The organism is Rhizobium sp. BR 250, from assembly GCF_047445855.1.
GTDB classification, from domain to species: domain Bacteria; phylum Pseudomonadota; class Alphaproteobacteria; order Rhizobiales; family Rhizobiaceae; genus Agrobacterium; species Agrobacterium tumefaciens_I.
The window spans coordinates 1-22,031 of record NZ_JARWKW010000004.1 but is presented as its reverse complement, the minus strand read 5'-3'; the positions used below and the strand labels follow the sequence as shown (position 1 = coordinate 22,031).

Annotated in this window: 24 protein-coding genes and 3 tRNA genes; 13 read left to right on the top strand and 14 right to left on the bottom strand. The window is 59.6% G+C overall.

What is annotated here, in order from left to right:
- The first annotated feature begins 41 nt into the window (after nt 1-41).
- Nucleotides 42-1,151, top strand: coding sequence for an endonuclease/exonuclease/phosphatase family protein (locus QD336_RS07520; protein ID WP_499170064.1), 1,110 nt, complete (start codon nt 42-44; stop codon nt 1,149-1,151).
- Between the two features lie 33 nt (nt 1,152-1,184).
- Here QD336_RS07520 and QD336_RS07515 read toward each other — a convergent pair whose 3' ends face one another.
- On the bottom strand, nt 1,185-2,924 hold the full coding sequence (locus QD336_RS07515; protein WP_499170062.1) for a GGDEF domain-containing protein: 1,740 nt from the start codon (nt 2,922-2,924) through the stop codon (nt 1,185-1,187).
- A gap of 212 nt (nt 2,925-3,136) precedes the next feature.
- On the opposite strand from QD336_RS07515, the gene QD336_RS07510 reads away from it, so the two are divergent.
- Nucleotides 3,137-3,212 (top strand) — tRNA-Thr (locus QD336_RS07510).
- Nucleotides 3,213-3,270: 58 nt separating this feature from the next.
- Here the strand turns inward: QD336_RS07510 and QD336_RS07505 are convergent.
- A complete protein-coding gene (locus tag QD336_RS07505; protein ID WP_269340786.1) occupies nt 3,271-3,624 on the bottom strand; it encodes a nuclear transport factor 2 family protein in 354 nt (117 codons plus the stop codon).
- 386 nt (nt 3,625-4,010) lie between these two features.
- Between QD336_RS07505 and QD336_RS07500 the strand changes: the two genes are divergently transcribed.
- Nucleotides 4,011-4,613 carry a J domain-containing protein gene (locus QD336_RS07500; RefSeq protein ID WP_269340788.1) on the top strand — a complete coding sequence of 201 codons (603 nt, stop codon included), beginning with the start codon at nt 4,011-4,013 and terminating at the stop codon, nt 4,611-4,613.
- Nucleotides 4,614-4,622: 9 nt separating this feature from the next.
- Here QD336_RS07500 and QD336_RS07495 read toward each other — a convergent pair whose 3' ends face one another.
- Nucleotides 4,623-5,231: a DUF922 domain-containing Zn-dependent protease gene (locus QD336_RS07495; protein ID WP_269340789.1), complete on the bottom strand. Its 609-nt coding sequence runs from the start codon at nt 5,229-5,231 to the stop codon at nt 4,623-4,625.
- A gap of 158 nt (nt 5,232-5,389) precedes the next feature.
- Nucleotides 5,390-5,845 carry a PRC-barrel domain-containing protein gene (locus QD336_RS07490; protein ID WP_499170059.1) on the bottom strand — a complete coding sequence of 152 codons (456 nt, stop codon included), beginning with the start codon at nt 5,843-5,845 and terminating at the stop codon, nt 5,390-5,392.
- Between the two features lie 164 nt (nt 5,846-6,009).
- On the opposite strand from QD336_RS07490, the gene QD336_RS07485 reads away from it, so the two are divergent.
- Nucleotides 6,010-6,435 carry a DUF1801 domain-containing protein gene (locus tag QD336_RS07485; protein ID WP_499170058.1) on the top strand — a complete coding sequence of 142 codons (426 nt, stop codon included), beginning with the start codon at nt 6,010-6,012 and terminating at the stop codon, nt 6,433-6,435.
- A 35-nt stretch (nt 6,436-6,470) separates the two neighbouring features.
- On the opposite strand, the gene QD336_RS07480 is transcribed toward QD336_RS07485, so the two are convergent.
- Nucleotides 6,471-7,439, bottom strand: a complete 969-nt coding sequence (locus tag QD336_RS07480; protein WP_499170056.1) for an alpha/beta hydrolase — start codon at nt 7,437-7,439, stop codon at nt 6,471-6,473.
- A 169-nt stretch (nt 7,440-7,608) separates the two neighbouring features.
- On the opposite strand from QD336_RS07480, the gene QD336_RS07475 reads away from it, so the two are divergent.
- Complete coding sequence (locus QD336_RS07475) at nt 7,609-8,205, top strand: hypothetical protein (RefSeq protein ID WP_499170054.1); 597 nt, start codon at nt 7,609-7,611, stop codon at nt 8,203-8,205.
- Between the two features lie 134 nt (nt 8,206-8,339).
- Here the strand turns inward: QD336_RS07475 and uvrB are convergent, their stop codons facing one another.
- Nucleotides 8,340-11,318 carry an excinuclease ABC subunit UvrB gene (gene uvrB, locus QD336_RS07470; protein ID WP_499170052.1) on the bottom strand — a complete coding sequence of 993 codons (2,979 nt, stop codon included), beginning with the start codon at nt 11,316-11,318 and terminating at the stop codon, nt 8,340-8,342.
- Nucleotides 11,319-11,575: 257 nt separating this feature from the next.
- Here uvrB and QD336_RS07465 point away from each other — a divergent pair, with 257 nt between their 5' ends.
- Nucleotides 11,576-11,929, top strand: a complete 354-nt coding sequence (locus tag QD336_RS07465; protein WP_269340797.1) for a DMT family protein — start codon at nt 11,576-11,578, stop codon at nt 11,927-11,929.
- Between the two features lie 67 nt (nt 11,930-11,996).
- Here QD336_RS07465 and QD336_RS07460 read toward each other — a convergent pair whose 3' ends face one another.
- Entirely contained in the window at nt 11,997-12,371 is a 375-nt protein-coding gene (locus QD336_RS07460; RefSeq protein ID WP_269340798.1) for a winged helix-turn-helix transcriptional regulator, read from the bottom strand.
- A gap of 156 nt (nt 12,372-12,527) precedes the next feature.
- Between QD336_RS07460 and QD336_RS07455 the strand changes: the two genes are divergently transcribed.
- Together QD336_RS07455 and QD336_RS07450 are read left to right on the top strand one after the other, a co-directional pair.
- Nucleotides 12,528-13,139 carry an NAD(P)-dependent oxidoreductase gene (locus QD336_RS07455; RefSeq protein WP_499170049.1) on the top strand — a complete coding sequence of 204 codons (612 nt, stop codon included), beginning with the start codon at nt 12,528-12,530 and terminating at the stop codon, nt 13,137-13,139.
- A gap of 12 nt (nt 13,140-13,151) precedes the next feature.
- A complete protein-coding gene (locus QD336_RS07450) occupies nt 13,152-13,628 on the top strand; it encodes a nuclear transport factor 2 family protein (protein ID WP_499170048.1) in 477 nt (158 codons plus the stop codon).
- 65 nt (nt 13,629-13,693) lie between these two features.
- On the opposite strand, the gene QD336_RS07445 is transcribed toward QD336_RS07450, so the two are convergent.
- The 5 genes from QD336_RS07445 to rlmB form a co-directional block, all read right to left on the bottom strand.
- Nucleotides 13,694-15,058: a PepSY-associated TM helix domain-containing protein gene (locus tag QD336_RS07445; protein WP_499170046.1), complete on the bottom strand. Its 1,365-nt coding sequence runs from the start codon at nt 15,056-15,058 to the stop codon at nt 13,694-13,696.
- Nucleotides 15,059-15,103: 45 nt separating this feature from the next.
- On the bottom strand, nt 15,104-15,508 hold the full coding sequence (locus QD336_RS07440) for a DUF2946 family protein (RefSeq protein WP_499170045.1): 405 nt from the start codon (nt 15,506-15,508) through the stop codon (nt 15,104-15,106).
- A 69-nt stretch (nt 15,509-15,577) separates the two neighbouring features.
- A complete protein-coding gene (locus QD336_RS07435) occupies nt 15,578-16,171 on the bottom strand; it encodes a hypothetical protein (protein WP_269340804.1) in 594 nt (197 codons plus the stop codon).
- A gap of 5 nt (nt 16,172-16,176) precedes the next feature.
- The gene (locus QD336_RS07430; protein ID WP_046798149.1) at nt 16,177-16,569 is read right to left on the bottom strand and encodes an acyl-CoA thioesterase; all 393 of its coding nucleotides are present in this window, start codon (nt 16,567-16,569) and stop codon (nt 16,177-16,179) included.
- 76 nt (nt 16,570-16,645) lie between these two features.
- Nucleotides 16,646-17,533, bottom strand: coding sequence for a 23S rRNA (guanosine(2251)-2'-O)-methyltransferase RlmB (rlmB, locus tag QD336_RS07425; RefSeq protein ID WP_269340805.1), 888 nt, complete (start codon nt 17,531-17,533; stop codon nt 16,646-16,648).
- Between the two features lie 209 nt (nt 17,534-17,742).
- Between rlmB and QD336_RS07420 the strand changes: the two genes are divergently transcribed.
- Together QD336_RS07420 and QD336_RS07415 are read left to right on the top strand one after the other, a co-directional pair.
- A tRNA-Tyr gene (locus QD336_RS07420) sits at nt 17,743-17,827 on the top strand.
- 25 nt (nt 17,828-17,852) lie between these two features.
- A tRNA-Gly gene (locus QD336_RS07415) sits at nt 17,853-17,926 on the top strand.
- A gap of 150 nt (nt 17,927-18,076) precedes the next feature.
- Here QD336_RS07415 and QD336_RS07410 read toward each other — a convergent pair.
- The gene (locus QD336_RS07410) at nt 18,077-18,403 is read right to left on the bottom strand and encodes a BA14K family protein (protein WP_499170044.1); all 327 of its coding nucleotides are present in this window, start codon (nt 18,401-18,403) and stop codon (nt 18,077-18,079) included.
- 278 nt (nt 18,404-18,681) lie between these two features.
- On the opposite strand from QD336_RS07410, the gene QD336_RS07405 reads away from it, so the two are divergent.
- Nucleotides 18,682-19,131: a hypothetical protein gene (locus tag QD336_RS07405; RefSeq protein WP_499170043.1), complete on the top strand. Its 450-nt coding sequence runs from the start codon at nt 18,682-18,684 to the stop codon at nt 19,129-19,131.
- 724 nt (nt 19,132-19,855) lie between these two features.
- Nucleotides 19,856-20,221: an MliC family protein gene (locus tag QD336_RS07400; protein ID WP_499170041.1), complete on the top strand. Its 366-nt coding sequence runs from the start codon at nt 19,856-19,858 to the stop codon at nt 20,219-20,221.
- 471 nt (nt 20,222-20,692) lie between these two features.
- On the opposite strand, the gene QD336_RS07395 is transcribed toward QD336_RS07400, so the two are convergent.
- A complete protein-coding gene (locus QD336_RS07395) occupies nt 20,693-21,325 on the bottom strand; it encodes a TerC family protein (RefSeq protein WP_269340810.1) in 633 nt (210 codons plus the stop codon).
- A 407-nt stretch (nt 21,326-21,732) separates the two neighbouring features.
- Here QD336_RS07395 and QD336_RS07390 point away from each other — a divergent pair.
- Nucleotides 21,733-22,031, top strand: a 299-nt coding sequence (locus tag QD336_RS07390) for a GTP-binding protein (RefSeq protein ID WP_499170039.1), incomplete at its 3' end; no start/stop codon positions are given.

Sequence of the window (22,031 nt, the reverse complement as noted above, 5' to 3'; positions counted from 1 at the left end):
GTTGGAATCGCTAATCTCGGCCTGCAAAACAGGAATGACCCATGTCGCTTCGGCTCGCCACCTTCAATATCGAAAATCTTCTCACGCGTTTCGATTTCACCGGCTTTCGCAACCAGACGCGGCGCGACAGGGCGATCCAGCTTTTCGACATTCGCGACGAGGCGACCTATCAGGCGCTGGAAAGCGCGCGGATGGTGTCTTCCACCGACGATACACGCCAGCTTTCGGCGCTCGCCATTGCGGATGCGGATGCCGATATTCTCTGCCTGCAGGAAGTCGACAACATGGCTGCCTTGCAGGCCTTCGAATATGGCTATCTCTATCGCATGGTCGGCAATGGCTATCTGCAGAAATATCTGGTCGAGGGCAATGACAGCCGCGGCATCGATGTTGCCGTCGTCATGCGCGAGGAGACGCGGGATGGCGACCGGATCGAGGTCGTGGACATCAAAAGCCATGCGGCGCTGACCTATCGCAATCTCGATCTCTTCAATGCCGATCTTGCCGCTACCAACCAGATCGATGACAAGATTTTCAAACGGGACTGCCTGGAAATTGACCTCAGGATCGGCGGCAAACCGCTGACGCTCTATGTCACGCATTTCAAATCCATGACCAATGCCCGCGACGCGGTCGACGCCCGGATCGCCACCATGCCGATCCGCGAGGCGGAGGCCATGGCCGTTCGCCGCATCATCGAAAACCGCTGGGGCGTGGGCAATACCCGCAACAAGAATTTCGCGATCTGCGGTGATATGAACGACTATCAGGAGCGTGTTGCCATTTCCGGCGACCGGCGCAATGGCTACAGCTTCGCGCCGGTCGAGGAGGAGCGCAGCGCGCTTGATATCTTCACGGCCGATGGTTTCGTGGTCAATCCGATGATGCGCCGCGACGTCATGGATCGCTGGACGCTTTATCATTCGCGCGGGCCGCAGGAACAGCATCTGTGCCAGCTCGATTATATCTGGCTGTCACCGCGTCTGGCGGAAACCAATGCCTCGCATGTTCCCGAAATCATCCGCAACGGACAACCTTTCCGCACGGTTTTCCCGCCGGGGCAGGAGGTGGAGCGTTATCCCCGCACCGGCTGGGATCGCCCGAAGGCGTCCGATCATTGCCCGGTGGTGATGACGCTGGATCTGGTGTGATCAGCCCTCTTTGCCGGCTGGAAGACTTTCCGCCTAGCCGTTTGCCACCTTCGGGAAATAGGTGGCCCAGACACGGTTGCGGCCGGCGCGTTTGGCCTCGTAGAGCCGGTCGTCGGCAATTGCGATCAACTCGTCCCAGCTGTTGACCGCGCGCGCTTCCTGCCAGACCACCCCGAAACTCGCCGTCAGCGACAGTCCGCTCTGTTCATCGATCGTCTGGGCTTCGATCATGCGGCGAAGACGGTCGGCCGTGGCAGTCGCCGTGGCGTGGCTGACATCCTGCAGCACGACGACGAATTCCTCACCGCCGTAGCGGGCGAGAATATCGTTCTTGCGCAAGGCGTTTCGCAAAAGCCCCGCCGTCTTTTGCAGCGCTATATCGCCCATGGCATGGCCATAACGGTCGTTGATCGATTTGAAGTGGTCGAGATCGACAATCATCACGCCGAGCGACTGACACTGGCCCTCGCCGGTCAATATGGAATGAACGGCCTTTTCGAGGGCGCGGCGGTTGAAGACGCCCGTCAGGGCATCGGTTTCGGAAAGAGCGCGCAACTGTTCGGCCAGCGCACGCTGCTGATCCTCCATTTCGCCCTTCTGGCGAAGCTGTTCGCGCAGGAAATCGAGTTCCTGGAACATCTTCCGCACTTCCGGGGCCACCCTGTCCTCATGCTCACCTTCGGAAAGATCACCGGCGGCGATCGCCGCGATCTGCGCCCGGACGGATTGCATGGGGCGGAACAGCGCCGTCTTGTAGACAGATGTGAGCCGCAACAGGACGAGGACCGCGATACCGGCCAGCAACAGCGACGCTCCGCCGTAAACCAGGGCTTCCTGTTTCTTCTTTTCGATTCTCGCGCGGGTTTCTGCCAGAATGAGGTCGCGCAACGTATCGGACGACCGCATGCCGGAAATATAGTTCCGGGAGAACTCCAGAACGCTAGGCTGGGCGGATGGCATGGCCATCACGATCGTATTTTGCGCGTAACGCAGCGCCTGACCGAAATAATGGGTCTCCAAGTCGAGCAATGCCGCATCCAGCCGCGGCGTTGACAGATAAGCCGCGGTATAGTTGGTCAGCGATGCCTTCAGCGACAGCAGGCTCTGCAACTCGGTATCGAATTTGGTGCGATAGCCCAGCTTTTCCTGCCGGTTGGCCCGCAGGCTCATGATCACATAGGAACCGAGGCGGCCGATCCTGTCCCGCATCACGCCCGCCGTGCCCGTCATCGCGATGTCTATCGCCACATCGGGCGTTTTCTTGATGATGGCGCGTGCGGCCCTGCCGCGAAGCAGGTTAACGCTGTCCGCCGCCTTGAACATTGCTGAAATCGCGTTGGACATGGCGCTGTGGTTACGCGCCTGAGGGGGGAGTGCTGCAACCTGATCGACCAACTCGCGTGACTGCGCGAGCTTCTGACGGGTTTCGGCAAGGGATTTCGCCAGTTCAGGCTGCGTCCTTATATCCTCGGCGAAGGATGCTTCCAGTTCCAGCAACTTGTCGTCCGTCGCCTTGCGTGCGGAGGCAAGCCCTTCAACCAGCATTGCTTCCGGTGCGGATGCGCCCATCAGATTATTGGCGGGGCCCCGCTCGGCCGATACCAGCCATGCGGACTGGAGAGCTGTTTCAAAACGGGTGAGCTGCGCCGCATTGGTGCGATAACGCAGATAGTTGTGAACGCTGGGCAGCGCGGCAAGGGTGGCCAGCAGGATGGAGCTTGCGGCGATGATGATCGTGCCTGTCAGCTGGGTTTTCTGTATGCTCGCGCGCATCTGGTGCGTTGTTCTCACTGAAATGGTTATGTTTCATTGTCATTTTAGCGGTACTGCGTAAATACTTCGCTTATTTCGCAGGCTATTTGCTTTAATAGTGATCGTGCGGATAAGTCGGTGGGCACGGTGTGGAAAAGAAGCCGGCTGATGATAAGCAGACAGTTTTTGCTTTACACCAAGTCAGAATCTGATAGTTGGCAAGGCACTGGCTTGCCCTTGTAGCTCAGTTGGTAGAGCACCTGATTTGTAATCAGGGGGTCGCGGGTTCGAACCCTGCCGGGGGCACCAGTATTTTCAAAGGCTTGGCCTTTTCCCCTTTATATTCTTGCGGCAGTTTCGGTGATGCTTACGGCTTTATGTGATAAAGCTTGTGCACGATCGACCAATTGCCGTCGCGTTCCAGCAAAGACAGATATTCGTAGAAATCCATACCGTCGAAACGGGTCGTCAGCTTCACGGAAGCGCTGTCGCCCTCCTTGTCGATGCCCATGATTTCGAAGGCGGGATCGTGATTGGGGAGGCCGCGGTCGCTCTTGCGCATCTGGTCGACGAAATCCTCCAGCGACAGCCATTCGATCTCGCCCTCGAAGGTGCCGACGATGCTGGCGCGCGGGTCGAAAACGTCACGCATCAGGCTCTCATCCGCATAGGCCATGGCATGAACATAGTCCGTGACGGTCTGGGTAATGGTTTGAGGCATAGGATCGTCCTCCCTTCGGATCCAAAAGCCGAGCTTACACCCATTGGGGAGGTTCCACCATAACCCGCTGAAAATGCGCGGGTTACTCTTCCCTTCAGGGTGCTTTCCGGCTGCCCGAAGCAAGCGCTGCGCAGAATGATGCGGCATGTTTTGCCGCAGCTTTCCACAATTTTGTCCCGCCCGTCATTATAGTCGCCTTCTGTCCGACAAATTTCGGCAGCAAGGGCTTTTCCGGCCGTTGCGCCGCGAGGCTTTGTGTGGGCTTTGCCGGTTTAAAAGCCGGAGCGGGGTGCCGCACGGGGCGGAATTGGCTTATGATCCGCCCGCAGGCCTCTTGAGCGTGGCATCAGGCATGCGGGTAACAGTTTGCGTTTGAAGGTGTTTTTGTGATTGATCCCTATGTTTTGCTTGGCGTGGAGCGCGATGCCGACGAGGCGGCGATCAAGACGGCTTACCGCAAGGTGGCCAAGGCCGCGCATCCCGACAGCGGCGGCGATGCCGAGCAATTCGCGCGCCTGCAAACGGCTTACGAGCTTCTGAAGGATCCGGTGCGCCGCAAGGTGTTCGACGATACCGGTTACGATCCGCAGCTTGCCGACGCCAAGGACCTCAAGGGTCTGCTGATGCTTGAAACGCTGGTCAATGAATTCATTCTGGACGAGCGCGAACCCGGCAGTTTCGACCCCGTGGCGGCCATGCGCCGCAAGCTGACCGACGATATTCTGAAGAGCCGTTTCCATATTCTTGAGCTCGAGCGGCACCGCACCCGGGTCCGCAAACACATGGATCGTCTGGGCCGCAAGCCGGAAACCGATGTGCTGAGTTCCATGCTGCGTGCCCGCAGCCAGTCCATCGCCGAAGCCATCCGCAACGCGGAAACCCAGATCGAGGCGATCGAGCAGGCCTATACGATGCTGGAAGGTTATTCCTACGAGCTGGAGAGCGTGACACTCGCCGAACCACTGCTGAAGGGCGAAGCGGCGGAATAGGCCGGTCGTTCAGGGACCGTTGGCCAGCGCCAGGATGAGCTGGTGCACCCGCCCGCCGGGAGAAAGCTCGTCCCGGTCGAAATCGCGGCCGCGCTGGCGTTGCTCGTTGGAAAGCTCGCCGAGGCGCTCTTGCAGAACGGCACGCACTTTCTGGCATTTGGGATCGTTCTCCGCCCTCAGCCCGGTGCTGAAGGCTTCGATCTTCTTGACCATGTCGAGAATATGTTCGCCATGCACGCGCTCATGGGTTTCCACGCCGGAAATGAAAGTCTTCCAGCTGGCGGCGACGGCCGGCGGCAGGTTGGCCGGGGCTTTCGGCCAGGTATAGATGATGGTGAGGTTGGGCCTTGCAGTGGCCAGCACGCAGGCGCCATCCGGCTGCGGACGATAATCCCGCCGCCATGTCAGCTTGAAGGTGGTGTGGGCGATCGCCTGCACGCCGGCCGTCGGGCCACGTTCGCCGATGGACTGGTAAAGCGCGCCCCCGGAATTGCCGCTGATGGCATAGGTCTTGATCTGTTCGGCGGGTTTCCAGCCGGCGGATTGTGCTGACAGCGGAAGGGCGCTCAGCAACAGGGCGGCACTGACGGAAAGGGAAAAGAGACTATGGGCGGGCACGCATCGATCCTTGGTGGTTTGCGTGCCGAAGATAGGCGAGGGGCAGGTCGTCAGGCAAGGGGTTGCCGGGCGCGGACTGTCGGCTGTTGCATCAATAGTTCATACGAAAACCCCCGCGCCTCGGCGCGGGGGAGACAAGTGTCCGACTGCAGGGGTAATCAGTCGTCCAGCTTGTCGTAATCGAGCTTCGGCGCGGTCTGCAGCGCGTCCTTGGTGGTGTCGACATAGGCCTTCCAGGTGCCGTTGTCGTTGTGAACCGCAACGGATGCCGGGTCGAGCACCACATAACTCTTGTCGATGCCGAGGAAGCCGCCGACGCTGGCAACCAGACCGATCACCGACTTGCCGTCGCCAATCACCACATCCTCGATCTCGCCGATGTTTTCGTTCTGGGCATTGTAGATGTCCATGCCGTCAAGCTGGGAGGCGGTGAGATCGGTCTTCTGGACATTGACGAACTTCAGCGGCCCGCTGGCCTTGGTGCCCATGGTGATGCCGGGGCCGGACAGGGTGGCATCCGCGCCGGCGGCAGGGGCCGTGGTCGCCGTCTGGGCAAAGGCCACGGAGGAGGAGAGCGCCGCCGCGGCAGCGAGAGCGATGACATTGATTTTCATGATGTTTCTTCCCTTTGCATGCTGAACGTTGCGTTCGGGGAGGAAACGGTGACAGGCGAATTTGGTTCCGCATGGGAGGACCGGAAAATTTGGTCTATGTTGAAAGCCGGAACAGAGACGCAGCAGGCCGGGAGTGGCGGCGCGGTGAAAATCGGGAGGACATCATGGCAAAAACGCTTACGGAAAAAGACGCGGAAGCGACCGCAGCATCTGACGCCATCGATCGTAAAATCGCGGAGCTGGGCGACTGGCGCGGCGAGATGCTCGCGCGCATCCGCGCGGTGATCCTGAAGGCCGATCCGGAGGTGATTGAAGAGGTGAAATGGCGCGGCGTGCCGGTCTGGTCGCATGCCGGCATTCTCTGCACGGGGGAAACCTACAAGAGTGCCGTGAAGATGACATTTGCGAAGGGCGCTTCGCTTGAAGACCCGGCGGGCCTGTTCAATTCCAGCCTTGAGGGAAACACGCGGCGGGCAATCGATTTTCACGAGGGGGATGTGGTGGATAAGGCGGCGCTGGTAGCGCTCATCCGGGCTGCGGTGGCGTTGAACGTGGCGGGGAAAAGCGGGAAGAAGCGGACCGGAAATTAATGCGTTTTATTCAGTGGCGAAAAGAGCGCCATGCCTCAGTCCCTGGCGACATCCGCGGCCTTGTCCCACTCCCCGTCGATGAATTTCAGCGCATCGATGATCGAAACCTTCCATACCGACCAGACGTGATCACCATCCGTCACCCGCAATTCTGATTTGCGTTTGTCGGCCTGCAACGTCTCGTAAAGGGCGATGGCGCCGCGCCAGAGGAAGAAGCCGTCGTCATCACCGACCGTCAGATAGGTGGCGGGCAAATCCTGGCTTTCGGCGACATGCTGGGCAACGAGGGTGAAGACGTTCTTTTCATTGAAGAGCCGCGCATCAAAAGGCGTGCCGAAAGCGCTGGAGAAATGATCGCCGGTTGAAGGCAGCACGATGCCGCTGGTGATGGTGGTGCGGTCGACCTGATGGAAAAAGGCGCTGTCCTGAATGAGTTTGAGTTCGGCGGGCGTCTTGTCGAGATCGGCGGCCGGGACGTTCTGCCAGATGGCGCCGGACAGGCTGGCGACGGCGCCATAGAGGTCCTCATGGCCATAGGCGAGATGCAGGGCGCCGAAACCGCCCATGGAAAGACCGGCTATGGCGCGGCCTTGCCGATCCTTGCGCACCGGCAGGGTTTTTTCGATCTGGTGGCGCAGATCGCCGGTCAGCGCCGTTTCATAATCGCCGGGGCCGCCGACGGCGGCGGAATCCACATACCAGCTGTTCTTGACGCCGGGCATCACCACCACCAGCGGGCGGATGGCGCCGGCCTCGATAAGCGTATCGAGTGTCTTTTCGATATTGCCGAGATCGCGCCAGCTGTTCTGGTCGCCATCATGGCCATGCAGAAGGTAAAGCACGGGCCAGCCATTGTCCGGCGGTGCGCCATCCGGGCGGTAGATGTTGACGGGAAGCGGCGCGTTCAGGGCTGCGCTGTGGAAGGTAGCGTCTTCGATTTGCCCGGCGAGGGCAGAACCGGAGGACATAAGCAGGCAGAAGGCCATAAGGTTTTTCCGGCACATATGGGGTCTCCTGTCATCATTCCCGAAACGATCAACGTTCCTCGGAGCTACGCGTTCCGGAACCCATAATGTTGCGGCAATGCCGCTCGCGCAAGTTTGTGCGCGGCGTGGCGCTTCAACGTCGCAAACGTAATTTCATATCGCGGTGCTTTTTTCAGGTTTTAATATGATGACATTGCCATTATCGCATTTTGCCCGCCTGCCGGTTCTGCTGCTCTTCCTCTCCGGTTGCATGACCGTGCCGATTTCCAGCATTCCCAAGCTGATGCAGCAGGATTTTCTGACGATGAATTTCGAGCATGTGCGGGTCGGGTTACAGTTCCCGGCCTATCTTTCCCTGCGTTCCGGGGATGCGGTGATGATTACCCGCAGCAAGATAGATGGCGCGACAGGCGAAACCGTCGATACCTATGCGCTGGTGGCGGATACGGATGCCGCAGCCCTTGGGAAATTCCGGCCGGAAAGGCGGGAAGGAATGTTGGCGAGTGTGTGGCGGGTCAAACCTGAAGACGTCGGGAGGCTGACGGAGTTGCAGGAGCGGGTGCGCCGTTCCCGTGTCCAGGGACCGCGTATCAGGGGCAGCACCGAGATCAAGATCGTGAAAGCTTGCTTTATCGGCGCGTTTCCCGCCGGCCCGATCTATTCCTCGATCTATATGAAGCCCGCGGAAAACGAAGACTATATTCCCACATCGATTGATGCGGATCTGGTCAAGCTGTTCGGGCCGGCCGAGATCAGGTCGCTGATCACGCCATGCCAAAATTGACGGGTGCTACCGGAGTGTCCGCATGTCCCGTGACGCGTTTGCGGCTTCCCGCCGGCAATCCTGATAAAAACGGCGGTAACTTAACCCGCCGACCTGTCACGCCGACCCGTCAGGCCGGGCTTGCACGCCGGACATCACTGCCCCGGCCGGCCCGTCTTGCCCTTCGTCCGGCCCTTGCGCTTCTGCTCGCCGGCATCCTCATAGGAGCCCGCACCGATCTTGCCGCGCACCAGAGGTCTCGGGTCATCGGTCGTCCGTTCGGGCTGGCCTTCCAGCAGTGGCGAGAACCGTTTGCCGGATTCGGTTTCGGGCTTGTCGGGCACGGCGCCGCGCACGGGCTTTTCGGTTCGGCCCACCGTCATCTCGTCCAGCGTGTTCCTGCGGAACAGTGGCTTTCCGCCATCCGAGCCGGGGCCCATTTCGTCGAGTGAGGGTTTGGCGAAGAGGGATTTTCCGCTTTCGTTTGCGGTGGCACTCCCCTCTGTCCTGCCGGACATCTCCTCCTCAAGGGGGGAGACCGACTCGTGGCGGGCGCTCGTCCCGCTTTTCCTGCCCTTGCCACCACCCTCAAGCGATTTCGCCTCTTCCTTGGCCATGGGGTCATCCATGGTGGCGAGTTCGGCGGCCTTGAGACGCTTGATCTCGTCGCGCAGGCGGGCGGCTTTTTCGAAGTCGAGGTCGGCTGCGGCGTCGCGCATGGATTTTTCCAGCGCGTTGAGATGGGCCTGGAGATTGTTGCCGACCAGATGGCCGCCATCGGCGAAGCCCTTGCCGGAAACGCCGGATATATCGGCCCTTACGTGATCGCGCTCATAAACAGAATCAAGAATGTCAGAGATCTTCGCCTTGACCGATTCCGGTGTGATGCCGTGTTCGGTATTATAGGCCATCTGCTTTTCGCGGCGGCGGGAGGTTTCCTCCATCGCCCGCTTCATCGAGCCGGTGACATTGTCGGCGTAAAGTATGACCTTGCCGTCGACGTTACGGGCGGCGCGGCCGATGGTCTGGATCAGCGAGGTTTCCGAACGCAGGAAACCTTCCTTGTCGGCATCGAGGATGGCGACGAAACCGCATTCGGGAATGTCGAGACCTTCGCGCAGCAAGTTGATACCGACAAGCACGTCAAAAGCGCCAAGGCGCAGGTCGCGGATGATCTCGATGCGCTCCAACGTGTCGATGTCCGAGTGCATGTAACGCACGCGAACGCCCTGTTCATGCAGATATTCAGTCAGGTCTTCGGCCATGCGCTTGGTCAGCACGGTGCAGAGCGTACGGTAACCCTTGGCGGCGGTTTCGCGGATCTCACCGAGAACATCGTCCACTTGGCTGCGGGCGGAGCGCACCTCCACCGGCGGATCGATGAGGCCGGTCGGGCGGATGACCTGTTCGGCGAAGACGCCGCCGGACTGTTCCATTTCCCACGATCCGGGGGTGGCCGAAACCGCCACCGTCAGCGGCCGCATCGCATCCCATTCCTCGAAGCGCAGCGGGCGGTTGTCCATGCAGGAGGGCAGGCGGAAGCCATATTCGGCCAGCGTCGCCTTGCGCCTGAAGTCACCGCGATACATGCCGCCGATCTGGCTGACGGAGACGTGGCTTTCGTCGATGAACAGCAGCGCGTTGTCAGGAATATATTCGAACAGGGTCGGCGGCGGCTCGCCGGGATTGCGGCCGGTCAAGTAACGCGAATAGTTCTCGATGCCGGCGCAGGAGCCGGTCGCTTCCAGCATCTCGATATCGTAGCGGGTACGCTGCTCCAGCCGCTGGGCTTCCAGCAGTCGTCCGGCCTTTTCCAGCTCGGCGAGACGGACTTTCAGTTCTTCCTTGATCGACTTGATCGCGCCATTCAGCGTCGGGCGCGGCGTGACATAGTGCGAATTGGCGTAAATCTTGACGGATTGCAGATCGCCGGTCTTCTGGCCGGTCAGCGGGTCGAATTCGGTGATGGAATCGATCTCGTCGCCGAACATCGAGATGCGCCAGGCGGCATCTTCAAGGTGGGCAGGGAAGATTTCGATGGTATCGCCGCGCACGCGGAACGAACCGCGCTGGAAATCCATGTCGCGGCGTTTGTATTGCTGGGCCACGAGGTCGGCCAGAAGCTGGCGCTGGTCCAGCCGATCGCCCACCTGCATCTGGAAGGTCATGGCGGTATAGGTTTCCACCGAGCCGATACCGTAGATGCAGGAGACGGAGGCGACGATGATGCAGTCATCACGCTCCAGCAGCGAGCGGGTGGCGGAGTGGCGCATCCGGTCGATCTGTTCGTTGATCGAGGATTCCTTCTCGATGAACGTGTCGGAGCGCGGCACATAGGCTTCCGGCTGGTAATAATCGTAATAGGAGACGAAATATTCCACCGCATTGTCGGGGAAGAAGTTCTTGAATTCGGAATAGAGCTGTGCGGCCAGCGTCTTGTTGGGTGCGAGGATGACAGCCGGGCGCTGCGTGGCTTCGATCACCTTGGCCATGGTGAAGGTCTTGCCCGAACCGGTAACACCGAGCAGAACCTGGCTGCGCTCGCCGGAATTGATACCCTCGACAAGATCGCTGATGGCGGTCGGCTGGTCGCCGGCTGGCTGGTAATCCGAAGCCATGCGGATGGCGACGCCACCTTCCGATTTCGGCGGACGGGCGGGCCGGTGCGGTGTCCACATCTTGCCGTCCTTGAACAGCGGATTGCCGCTCTCGATCAGCTTGGACAAGGCGTCCACGGTGGCGGTGACGGCCCCCGGCGCGAGGTTTGCGGCCTCCTCCAGCGAGACATCCAGACCGGCAACCGGATTGAGGCCGGCCGCCGCGCGGGTCTTCGGATCGCTCGACCCGCCGATGGAAACGCCGCGCGCCGTCTTGGACGCGGTGGTGTTCTTGGTCGTTTTGGTGGCGGCCTTCTCCGTTTCCTTGCGCGCCTCGATCTCGATCTTCTTGCGGTGCTTGCCCGCCTTGGAAGCGATTTCGCGCTGGGTTTCGACGGAGGATGCCTCCGCCTCCGCCTCAAGCTGCTTCACCCAGTCGGCAACGCTGCCGCTCAGCGGTGCGCCTTCGAATGACGATTGCGGGGCTTCCTCGAAGCCCGAGGGCGAGGAGGTGGAGTTTTTCGGTGATCTGGCCATGCGCGAAATATGGAGGGAGTCACGCGCAAAGGGAAGGGGAGGCGGCGAAAAAATGAGTACAAAAAGGAAACGAAGCACGAGGAACAAAATTCGGCCGGATGCGTTGCGTAGCGGCTGAAGCGAGCTTTACGGAAACCCCTCAAAAATCCATTCCGGTTTTTGTTGCGATACGCTAGAGCAATCCCCACGGGCAGAATGATGGTTGCGTTTTCAAACTGCCTTTTAATGACCTCCCTTCTTATTTTTCAGGAACCATCATGCCGTTCTCGATCAGTCCCGCCCACATCTGGCCTGTCCTGATGCTTATTGTCTCCAATGTTTTCATGACCTTTGCCTGGTACGGCCATCTCAAGCACAAGGGCAGCGCGCTCTTCCTGGCGATCGTTGCGAGCTGGGGTATCGCCTTCTTCGAATATGTGCTCGCCGTGCCGGCGAACCGTATGGGATCGGAAGTTTATTCCACGGCACAGCTCAAGACCATTCAGGAAGTCATCACGCTCGCGGTCTTCGCGCTGTTCTCGATCTTCTGGCTGAAGGAAAGCATCACCATCAACCATGTGATCGGTTTCGCGCTGATCGCTTTCGGCGCTTCCTTCATTTTCCGGTCCTGAACCCGCATTCTCCAGCCGTGGCGGAGCGTTCCGCCGCGGCTGGCGCATTTCATTTTATGACGAGGTTCTAGGCGTTGGCGACGTAGTCCAGCCGCGCCTTGCAGATGCGGACATGGTTCTCATCGGCCCATTGCACCAGCAATTGCATGGGCACCAGAAACGAGCGGCCGAGATTGGTCAGCTCATATTCCACGCGCGGGGGCACCTCCGCATAGAGCGTGCGGCGGATGAAGCCATCCTCCTCCAGCCGTTTCAGCGTGCGTGACAGCATCTGCTTGGAAATATCGTCGATCCTGCGGTTCAACTCGTTAAAGCGAAGCACGCCACCCTGCAGGGCTTCGAGTACCAAGAGGCTCCATTGATCGCCGATGCGGTCCAGCACATCGCGGATGGGGCAGGGCTGGTCGAAGGCGAATATTTCTTTCGTTTGCATATCCGGCATTTTTCTTACCCCTTGCCTGTTTTTACCCTTGCAGGTCATCGCCATGTGACCAGATCAGCCGCCGCTGACTTCTTGCGGTTATGGTTGCGATACCATAGCTCTTCCTCGCGGTCTATTATTTAGACCAATGAAGATATCAATAAGAGGAAAGAAGCCATGGCTAACATCGCGCTCATCGGCGCTTCCGGCAATGCCGGGTCCCGTATTCTCAAGGAACTCTCCGATCGTGGGCGTCAGGTGACCGCGATTGCCCGCAATCCCGAAAAGATCGCCAAGCTGCCGAATGTGGTGGCAAAAAAGGGCGATGTCTTCGATCAGGCGGGGCTTGCGGACCTGCTGAAGGGTCACGATGCCGTGATCAGCTCGGTTCACTTCACCGCCAGCGATCCGGTGACGCTGATCGAGGCCGTGCGCGCCTCCGGCGTTCAGCGTTATCTCGTGGTCGGCGGCGCCGGCAGCCTTGAAATCGCACCGGGCCAGCGTGTGGTCGATCTGCCGAATTTCCCCGCTGCCTACAAGGAAGAAGCGACCAAGGGCGCAGCGTTCCTTGACCTGTTGAAACAGGAAAAGCAGCTCGACTGGACCTTCCTGTCGCCTTCGGCCGAATTCGTGCCGGGCGAAAGAACCGGTAAATTCCGGATCGGCAAGGACAGCCTTCTGAGCAACGACCAGGGCAGCCGTATTTCTTTCGAGGATTACGCCATCGCGCTTGCCGATGAAATCGAGAAGCCGCAACATTCCCGCCAGCGTTTCACCGTCGGTTATTGAGAGGTATCACCCATGAATTTCGTAACACGCCGTCTCGCCATCGCCACGCTTGCGCTCGCACCCGCGCTGATGGCCGCCCCCGTTCTGGCGCAAACCGCCAAACGTGATCTGACGCAGGAAGAAGCCAACCGCAAGCTGGTGATCGAGTTTTACGACACCGTCTTCAACAAGCATGAGGTGGAGAAGGGCGCGGCCGTCATCGTCGACAGCTACAAGCAGCACAATCCCATGGTGCCCGATGGCAAGAAGCCCTTCGTGGATTATTTCACCGGCCACTTCAAGGAAAACCCGCAGTCGAAGGCGCGGATCGTCCGCAGTGCGACCGATGGCGATCTCGTTTATCTGCATATTCATTCGACCGAAAAAGACGGCGATTGCGGCACTGCCATCGTCGATATTTTCCGGGTCACGGATGGCAAGATCACCGAACACTGGGACGTGATCCAGCCCGTGCCGGAAAAGGCTGCGAACAACAATACGATGTTCTGAGCAGCCTCCCATCGCAACGCCGATAGCCAGTGTGACAGCCGGGATTTTCCCGGCTGTTTGCATTTTCAGAGGGCTCGCCGTTTCTGACGGGATTGTATGACCAGATCCAGTACGAGCATCGCCAAAAGGCTCGCACCCACCAGCGGGAAAATGATACCACCAATGGCGAGCATGGCGAGCAGACTGCGCAGGACGCGTTTTTCCTGCGGCAGGGGCGGTACGCCGAGCGACCCCTTGGGGCGGCGTTTCCACCACATGATGCCGGCGGACACGGCAAGCAGGACGATGCCGATACAGACCACCAGCAGAACGATCTGGTTGGCGAGGCCGTATTGCTGGCCGAGATGCACGTTGATGCCCCATTCCAGCGCCCTGCCGAGCGGGCCGTAATCGGCGTAGCTCATGTCGATCAGCGGCTCGCCGCTATATTGATCGAGATGAACGACACGCTGCTGCTCGAGATCGTCGGGATAAACCGAGCCGCTATAAACACCGGTCGATTTCCCCGGCAGGGCAACGGTGTAACCGGCGGCAAGGCCGAGCGTATCGAAACGCGCGATTGCGGCATCAATGCCGATCGGCCGGGTTTCGGTGGAGACGGTGGATTCGGGGATTTTTGCCTGTTCCAACGACCAGCTGGTCTTGGCGACGTGGTCGAGATGCTCACCGGACATCGGAACAGCGGTGCGCAGGCCGGCCGGATATCCGAAATTGCTGCCATTTGCCCATTCATTGACCTTCGCGCCCCAGACGCCGGACCAGGGCATGCCGGTGACCGCAAGGAAGACGATGAAAAAGCCCACGAAAATGCCGGTGACGGCATGGGTATCGCGCCAGAACACGCGTTTCTTCGGCGTGCCGCGCACGGTGATGACACCACCTGTCTGCTTGCGCGGCCACCAGAGATAAATGCCGGTGGCGACGAGAAGGATTGACCAGCCCGCGGCGATCTCGATCAGATAACGGGCATAGGTGCCGAAATATTTCAGGCTGTGGAGATAGCGGATCGTCCACATGACAGTGCCGCGATCCGGCAGGGAGCCGGCAACCTCAGCCGTGTAGGGATTGACGTAAACCGCCCGCTTTCCTTCTACCGTATTGACGGTGATTTCCGTGGAAGCACCCGGATCGGCGGGTGTCGTATATTTGACGGCGGTACCCGGTACGGCCGCCAGCGCCGCAGAGATGATTTCCGAAGGAAGCGCTTTCGGCGCGTTCTGCGCCACCTCCACCCGTTTCAGATCGGAATGGATGAGATTGTCGAATTCATCCCGGAAGAGATAAAGCGCGCCGGTGACGGCAAGCGATATCATGAAGGGCAGGACGAGGAGGCCAGCGTAAAAATGCCAGCGCCACACGGCGCGGTAAAGATTGATGGACGAGGACTGCGCAGGCGCGCGCTCGTCCTCGAAAGAGGTCGTGACGGACATGAATGTCTCCGCAAAAGGGTTGATTTCCGGCGGGCCGGGAAGGTTTCAAGCGTGCGGAGAAGCGGGTGGTGCGCGCGGGCGCGATTCCAGATTGGGCGGCGATGGCGGTGACGCGGCATCGAGGTTCACAAAAGCGACTTCGCCACTCTGGATGATCCGGTCCGCACGCTCGACAGGCGTAATCGGAAGAGCAGCGATTGTGGCCGATGCCAGTCGGCAGAGCGTGCCGCAGCAGTCGGCGGCGATCTTGTCTGCCGGGTCCTGCTTGCCTGCGCCGCCATCAGGCATATGGGTGGAGCAGATGACCTCATCCGCCGCAAGCGCGGCCATTGCCATATTGCCGCTGGTCAGGCCATTGGCGAGACCCTGCAACAGGAAAAGCAGGATCGCCAGCGTGGCGATGGCGCCCGCCGAACTCCTGTCCTGCATGATCCTGCGAGTGAATCCCATGCAATCGCAATGTCATATTCGCGGCGAAATGTCACCGCGACACAATGACGGTGGACGGGCGGGTGTTCCTCAGGCCAACAGGTCGTAGGTGCGGAAAATCCAGGCGATCTGGTAGACCAGCGCGAAGATCACGAGAAACCGGTGAAAACGGCGATTGTCGATGAAGACCGCAAGCGTGAAGAGAACGACGTAAATGGCGGTGCGGATGAGATATTCCGGGCCGAGCGAGGCGAGGTAATCCTGCCCTTTCAGCAGGGTGTCGCCGACATCCGTGACGAAAAGCGCGGCCAGAAAGGCGAAGAACCAGCTTTTGCGGGAAAAGAAATAATCCTCATATCCCTTATATTCCTTCATCTCCGTGGGAAACAGCAGCACGCAGAGGAAATAGAACAGCGAGCAGAACAGGATGAGGAAAAGGAAGGCACCGAAATCCAGCACATGACCGGTGGCGGAAAGCCGGTGCTCCCACCACCAGAAATGCACCAGCATCAGAAACAGGAACGCCACCCAGCCGAGATGCAGCGGATAGATGCGCTCCTTCTTCGGGTGCTGCACGAAACCGGCAAGGCCGGTCAGCAGGCGCGCGAGGCTGAGGCCGACCACCATGCCCATGACCGCGCGGATGTGCGAATAGGCTTCTGCGGCGTTGACGGCGGCCTCCATCGTGTTCACTCCGCCGGAGGAATGGGCGTCGGCTGCCCGTTCTCGTCCATCGCCACCATGATGAAGGTGCCGGCGGTAACCTTTTCCAGCTTGTCGAAACGCGACCGTTGCGCCCAGGCTTCTACCGTCAATGTGATCGAGGTGCGGCCGACGCGGGCGATATCGGTATAGATGGACAGCGTGTCGCCGATCTTCACCGGCAGTTCGAAGGCCATTTCCTTGACCGCCGCAGTGACGACGCGACAGCGGGAGCGTTCGGCGGCGCGGATGCCGCTTGCCAAGTCCATCTGTGACATGACCCAGCCGCCGAAAATATCACCGGCCGGATTGGCGTCGGCCGGCATGGCGAGCGTCCTGAGCGTCAGCTCGCCGGTCGGTTTGATGGTCTGCTCGGTCATGTTGAGATGTGCTCCATGCGAATGACAAAGGCGCAGCATGCGATGCGCTTTGCGATTTCGCAAGGAAAGGAAAGCCTCAGGACGAGGCTTTGCCCAGAAATTGCTGCGTTGCGTAAAGGGCAATGGCCGCCGCATTCGAAACGTTGAGCGATTTGATCTCGCCCGGCATGTCGAGACGGGCGAGTGCCGAGACCGTTTCGCGGGTCTTCTGGCGCAGCCCCTTGCCTTCGGCGCCCAGCACCAGCGCGATCTTGTCGCCGCTGAAGGTCTGTTCGATGGGGGCGGGGCCTTCCGAATCCAGGCCGACAGAGAAGAAGCCGAGCTTGTGCAACTCGCCCAGCGCATCGGCGAGATTGGTGATCTGTATATAAGGAATGAGTTCCAGCGCGCCGGAGGCGGATTTCGCCAGTACGCCGGACTCCGTCGGGCTGTGGCGCATGGTGGTGATGACCGCGCCGGCGTTGAAGGCGACGGCCGAGCGCATGATAGCGCCGACATTGTGTGGATCGGTGACCTGATCGAGCACCAGGATGAGCGGGCTGTCCTTCAGCGCGCCGAGACGCTTGACCGGCAGCGGTTTCGTTTCCAGCATCACGCCCTGGTGGATGGCCTCGGGGCCGAGTACCCGGTCGATATCCTGCGGGGAAACCATCTCGACGGGGAAGGGCTGGGCATCCGCCTCGCCAATATCCAGACGCGCAAAGGCGTTCTGGGTGACGGAGAGCTTGACGATCTGCCGTTCGGGATTGGCGAGTGCCGCGCGCACGGTATGCAGGCCGTAAAGATGCACCTGATCGGGCGCAAGCTGCGGCGGCTTCCAGTCGTCAGCGCCACGGTTGCGGCGTTTCGGCTGCGGCGGGGTCGGAATTTCACCGCGCTCGCGCTTGGCATCGCGCACGGCACGGCGCAGGGTGGCGTAATGCGTGTCGCGGGTGGATTTGTTCTTGGGATCGTCTTTGCTCATGGCGCCTTATATCTCCGGCAAGAGCCGCGCACCAGCCCCTGCGATAATCCACAGGGCCGCAAAGGGGTTTGAATTTTTTCCCGAAAATTCGTGAAAGGGCGTGTTGACAGAAACGAACGAGGCCGTCATATACGCGCCACAGACGACGCAACGGCGCTTCGCCGCAGCGAAATCTGAAGAGCTTGGTCGCTCGATCCTAGCAGAAAGCTGGAGGGATGCCCGAGTGGTTAAAGGGGACGGACTGTAAATCCGTTGGCTACGCCTACGTTGGTTCAAATCCAACTCCCTCCACCATTCTGCACGGATCGAAATCACCACCGCGGGTATAGCTCAATGGTAGAGCAGCAGCCTTCCAAGCTGAATACGCGGGTTCGATTCCCGCTACCCGCTCCAGCGACCTCCCAATAAAATCAATAATGTCCGCTTAGCGCCTATCTATCAGCCCCCTGGCTCGATGGCGAGTTGTGTCCGCCTTCCGATGTTTTAGCAGTCTTGCGAAGGCCTTCTGGCCTGCCTGCATGTTCCTGACTGCGTTAGGCAGCATCAATAGGGAGAACGGCACTGGGTGCGCGTGCCTGCCGGCGCGATATAACTGTTATCGGTCGGATGATAGGAAGCGTAACGCGCTGCGCACCACTTTACATGATTTATTTCGGCCTGCGACAGGGCGTATCCGCCGGACGTGGCTTCTTTGCCGGTTCCGGCGGCGAAGGCGGATGCGGGGTAGCTGCGTCCGTTGGAATTCTGCGCCTGTTCCTGCGGCGCATAAGCCGGTTGTATGAGGCTCAGCGCATGGGCGGGCACGACGGAAGCGGCAGATAAGGCGACGCCAAGAGCGAGCGCGCAGATGGTCTTCGGCATCCTCAACATCGGTAAATCCTCGTTATTCGTTCGGGACGTTAACGAAAATTCAGGACATTCGTTCCGGTGGAAGGTTGACGCCACACACACAGACGTGATTCTTGGGGCCGCAACTGATCCATGTATGGCGCCGGCCGGCCCGATGCCGCTTTCGCCGGGAAAATGTCGTGAGCGATGAGCCGCTTATTGCCGTTTAACGGGACTTTTCGTCCTTATTGCACTGCTCGTTGACAAGCGGAAAATCCGGTCGGATAGTCGGCCCGCAATCATGCAAACGGGAGTCTTCAATGATTAACAGGGTTGTCATTCTCTCATCCTTTGCGCTGCTGGCATCGGCGGCGTTTGTCTCCCCCGCAGCCGCACTCACCATGAAGGAGTGCAGCGTGAAGTATCAGGCGGCGAAAGCCGACGGGTCTGCCAAGGATATCAAGTGGAACGACTATCGCGCCAAGTTCTGCGGCAGCGAGGCGGCCGCTGAAGATGCGGCCGACGACAAGCAGGTCGCGGCCACCAGCGAAAAAGAACCCGCAAAAGCAACGATCAAAGCTCCGAAGGGCGTCGCTTTTCCGAGTGCTGTCGATAAGAAATATTCAAGCGAGACGCCCGGAAAGGCCCGCCTGAAGACCTGCGTCGACGCCTACCACAAGAACAAGAATGACGGCACGCTCGGTGAACTGAAGTGGATCCAGAAGGGCGGCGGTTATTGGAGCCTGTGCAACACAGCCCTGAAGAGCTGAGACCGGCAGGGGCGTCGGTTGATTGCCGTTTGCCCGACATTGGGGCGTTATCCGAATAACATCGGATAACGCCCGTGCCGATTCGTCTGGCAGCTATGCGGCCAGGGTGCTTTGCCGCCAACGCCAGGCATGAGCGGACCGGTTCTTCAAGCGGAACTGCCCTGTTTGGGTGAAGGGCCGGCCCTTTGACGGGGCGGTGTCGCGTGCCATGGGCAACCCCGTTTTCGGGCGGGTAAAATCTGTGAATGGTTTATGATTCAGTCTCTTGCTAGAAACGGCTGATCATGCGGTTTGATCCGCATCCAGCAATTTAACGGCTTACCGCTCCTGTGCTGCGGTCGGCCGCAATGTGGGCGGATGACCAGACGATTTAGAAATTATCTCGCTGTGCTGGCCATATCATTGTTGATGTGGACGGTCATTCTTGGCGTCGTTTATTGGCTGTTTCGCTAGGGCCTTTCCCTTTTCCGCGAATCGCGAGAGCGAGCTGGTTCCCTGTCTTGTCGCATCTCCGGACGAAAAATCAGGCTCCGCCTTTCCCGAAAATGCCCGGTTTTTCTGCGGCTTGCCGGTCAAAATGAAAGTGCTGTGCTGCATCTGCCGCGATAAAGACGACATGCTTCCGCGGCCTTGTTCCTGAAAATTTGATATGTGGCAGGCGGCCGCCCCATTTCGGCTTTGCCGGCATGGCCTTATGGTTCGGCGCAATCAGCAAAGGGCTATCATGAAAAAATCCGTTGCCGCCACAAGCCTTGCATTCTTCCTGTCGATCGCGACCGGCGCCCTTGCGGAGGATCTGGTGATTCCGCTGCCGAACGATACGACCGTCGAAAAGGTGGAGAACGTCTATCAATGCGGCGCCGACAGGGTGGAGGCCGTTTATTTCAATGCCGGTGATGTCAGCCTCGTGCGGCTGGGGCTGAAGGATGGCGTCACCGTTGCCGCGAACGTCATTTCAGGGTCGGGCGCCAAATATCAGGGCGGTGTTTATGTCTGGTGGTCGAAGGGTGATGAAGCGGATCTCTATGACTTGATGGCGGATCCGGAGATGAAGCAGCCGGTTCATTGTGTTGAGGCCGGGAAATCCTGATCGCCGGTGATTCTCCCGAAGGAGCGGCGGCAGGGCGGTGTGGGAAACCTTGCCATGCCGCCGGTCAGCGTTGGATTGCGCGCGTGGCGCGTTCAGCCAAGAACGAGCGACGCAAGAAGCGCCAGCAGGATGAGAGAGCTGGCGACGACGCCAAATTTCATCCGGCGAAGGCGGCGGGTGCGACCGCCGCTCCAGTCATAAGCCATTGGCAGCTTTACCTTTCTTTTTATTATTATGACTTATTGCCTAGCTCCCTAGGCTTGCCCGTGGCTGACCTCAATTGCCAGAAACCATAGGCGAAAAATCACGATTTCCCTGTCTTCTCCAGATGTTGCAGCGAGGATGGCGATTGATTCTCGTTCTCTGCCAGCGGCGGGGGCAGGCGCTGCGGGCGAGGCGGCCGGATGATACGAAAAAGGCCCGGAAACGGGCGTTTCCGGGCCTTCTGAAGAAACATTGCTGCCGGTGATCTTAGCCGAGGTAGGCCTGGATATGGGGCAGAACTTCGAGCGTGCCGTGATACAGCATGTTGAGCGCCACATAGATGATGACCATCAGGCCGAGATAGGAAATCCAGCGATAGCGGTGCAGCAGCTTGGCGACGAAGTTGGCGGCGAGGCCCATGAGGGCGATCGAAACGACGAGGCCGATGATCAGCACCGTCACATGTTCCTGCGCGGCGCCGGCGACGGCAAGCACGTTATCCAGCGACATGGAGACGTCGGCGATGACGATCTGGGTTGCGGCCTGGAAGAAGGTCTTGTGACCCTTGGTCAGATCGGCCTCTTCGTCCGTCACCTCGTCTTCGATGGAGCCTGCGGCCTCGCGCAGTTCGGTCCACATCTTCCAGCACACCCAGGCGAGCAGCAGACCGCCGAACAGTTGCAGGCCGACGATGGCGAGAAGCTGCACGGTGACGGCGGCAAAACCGATGCGCAGCACCGTTGCGGCGATGATGCCGACCAGGATCGCCTGGCGGCGCAGATGGGCGGGAAGGCCGGCGGCGGCAAGGCCGATGACGATGGCATTGTCGCCCGCCAGAACGAGATCGATCGCTATGACCTGTAAGAATGCCGTGAAACCGGCGGCTGTAAAGATTTCCATGGAATGGTCCTGAAACGGATAGAAAGATAGCGCGGGGAAAGCGGCGGAGCGGGATATGTTGGTTGGGACGGCGCGACCGCGCCTCGTTCCACTCGCCCGTCTCCCCCCGGCGATGAAATGTCCTTAAGCCATCATGCCGGTGCAGGTAAAGAAGTTGTGATGGAAATATCTTGATTAGTGATCGGAAATGGTGGGAGGAGGTCCTCTCCGGACCTGCGTCGACTTTGCCATTCGGAGGGTTTAAATGTCGAAAACCATACACCATATACGCGGCTCAGGGCACGCTTTGGACGCGCGCGCAGGCGGTTTCACAATTAAGTCTTGCGCATTCGCTTACAAAGCCTTAAACGGCGACACCAAACCGGTTCGCCGGGGAAACTACTTCACGTTCACAGGAAGCAATTCACATGGCAAAGAGCAAGTTTGAGCGGACGAAGCCGCACGTCAACATTGGCACGATCGGTCACGTTGACCATGGCAAGACGTCGCTGACGGCAGCAATCACGAAGTTCTTCGGCGAGTTCAAGGCGTATGACCAAATCGACGCTGCTCCGGAAGAAAAGGCTCGTGGTATCACGATTTCGACGGCGCACGTTGAGTATGAGACGCCGAACCGTCACTACGCTCACGTTGACTGCCCCGGCCACGCCGACTACGTGAAGAACATGATCACCGGTGCTGCGCAGATGGACGGCGCGAGGCGCGA